Raw genomic sequence first — 1,947 nt, forward strand, 5'->3', positions numbered from 1 at the left:
CGCCGCCGGCCGCGCGGGCTGCTCGGACCCGGTCCCGGGCAGCCGGGGCGCGCCTCCGCTGACCTGACCCAGCGCACGGCTGTCCTTGTGGATGGTCGGCGAGCCGCTGTCGAAGCCGGCCGCGATGACCGTGACGCGCACCTCGTCGCCGAGGGCGTCGTCGATGACCGCGCCGAAGATGATGTTCGCCTCGGGATGGGCGGCCTCCTGGACCAGCCGCGCCGCCTCGTTGATCTCGAAGAGCCCGAGGTCGGAGCCGCCCTGGATGGACAGCAGCACACCGTGGGCCCCGTCGATGCTGGCCTCGAGCAGCGGCGAGGAGATCGCGAGCTCGGCGGCCTGGACGGCGCGGTCATCACCCCGGGCCGAGCCGATGCCCATGAGGGCACTGCCAGCCCCCTGCATGACGCTCTTGACGTCGGCGAAGTCGAGGTTGATCAGCCCTGGCGTGGTGATGAGGTCGGTGATCCCCTGAACACCCGAGAGGAGGACCTGGTCGGCCGAGTGGAAGGCGTCGAGCACCGAGACGTTGCGGTCCGAGATCGACAGCAGCCGGTCGTTCGGGATCACGATGAGGGTGTCGACCTCGGAGCGCAGCGCTTCGATGCCGGAGTCGGCCTGCACCGAGCGCCGGCGCCCCTCGAACGTGAACGGTCGGGTGACCACACCGATGGTCAGGGCGCCCAGGGACCGCGCGATGCGTGCCACGACGGGGGCGCCGCCGGTGCCGGTGCCACCGCCCTCCCCTGCCGTGACGAAGACCATGTCGGCGCCACGCAGGACGTCCTCGATCTCCTCGGCGTGGTCCTCGGCAGCCTTCTTGCCGACCTCGGGGTCCGCCCCGGCGCCGAGCCCACGGGTGAGCTCGCGCCCCACGTCGAGCTTGACGTCGGCGTCGGACATGAGCAGCGCCTGGGCATCGGTGTTGATCGCGATGAACTCGACCCCCTTGAGGCCGACCTCGATCATCCGGTTGACGGCGTTGACGCCACCGCCGCCGATGCCGACCACCTTGATGACTGCCAGGTAGTTCTGCGGAGCTGCCACGTCCGTGCCTCTCGTTACGCGAGTCTCAACCTTCAAGTTCAACCAGAAGGTTAGAGTTATGTCAGATGCTGCCAGGTGCGACGCTAGGTGCCCCGACCCCTCGCGGCAACGACCACGGGCGCGTGTCGCGGGACGGGCTCACGAGCTCGTGATCGGCAGCTCCGGCGCCGAGACGTCGAAGACCGTCACGCCCTCGGTGACCTCGGCCTCACGCAGGGTCGCCAGGACGGTCGCCTTGAGGGACGTCTGCTCCGCGCTCCCCCACTCCACCCGCGCCCCGTCGGCGAGCACCAGGCGCACCGTGTCCTGGCTCTCGGCCGAGAGCTCGACGACCTCCGCGGCGAGCTCTTCGGGCAGGAGCTGCAGCACGGCGAGCACCGCACGCAGGGCCCGGGCGTCGGGATCCTCGAGGGGGACGCTCACCACCGGGATGCCGGCCGGGGCCTCACCCACGCGACCGACCTGGACGCCGTCGACGTCCAGCAGGGCAAGGCCGTCGTCGGCCGGCACCGCGGCGACCGGCTCCCGGGAGACGACCGTCACCTGCAGCCCGACGGGCCACACCCGCGCCACCTCGGCGGCGCGGACCCCCGGGACGTCGAGCACCGCCCGACGCATCCCCACGGTGTCCAGGCGTGGCAACGGCGTCCCTGCGTAGGACTCGACCACCCCACGGACCTCGTCCGCGTCGACGACCGTCCCCTGGCCACGGACCTCGACCTGATCGGTGTCGAGGGCCATCAGCGGGGAGACGAAGAGCACACCGAGCACGCCGGCCACCAGGGCGAGCGCGGCCGAGGACCAGAGCACCCGGCGCCTGGTCAGACGACGGCGCAGCGCGACCCGCTCGGCGAACCGTGCCGCGGACCCGGTCGAGACCACCGGGGGCCGCACCGGGCG

At 72.0% G+C, this 1,947-nt stretch carries 2 protein-coding genes; both read right to left on the reverse strand.

Annotation, left to right across the window (positions count from 1 at the left end; translation table 11 throughout):
- Nucleotides 1–1,047 (reverse strand): cell division protein FtsZ (gene ftsZ, locus L0B03_RS17195; protein ID WP_250448143.1); only part of this gene is annotated, 1,047 nt, incomplete at its 3' end.
- 138 nt (nucleotides 1,048–1,185) lie between these two features.
- Nucleotides 1,186–1,947: cell division protein FtsQ/DivIB (locus L0B03_RS17200; protein ID WP_250448145.1), on the reverse strand; the 762-nt coding region annotated here is incomplete at its 5' end.

The sequence above is a fragment of the Actinotalea sp. C106 genome (genome assembly GCF_023630195.1).
Classification (GTDB): Bacteria; Actinomycetota; Actinomycetes; order Actinomycetales; family Cellulomonadaceae; genus Actinotalea.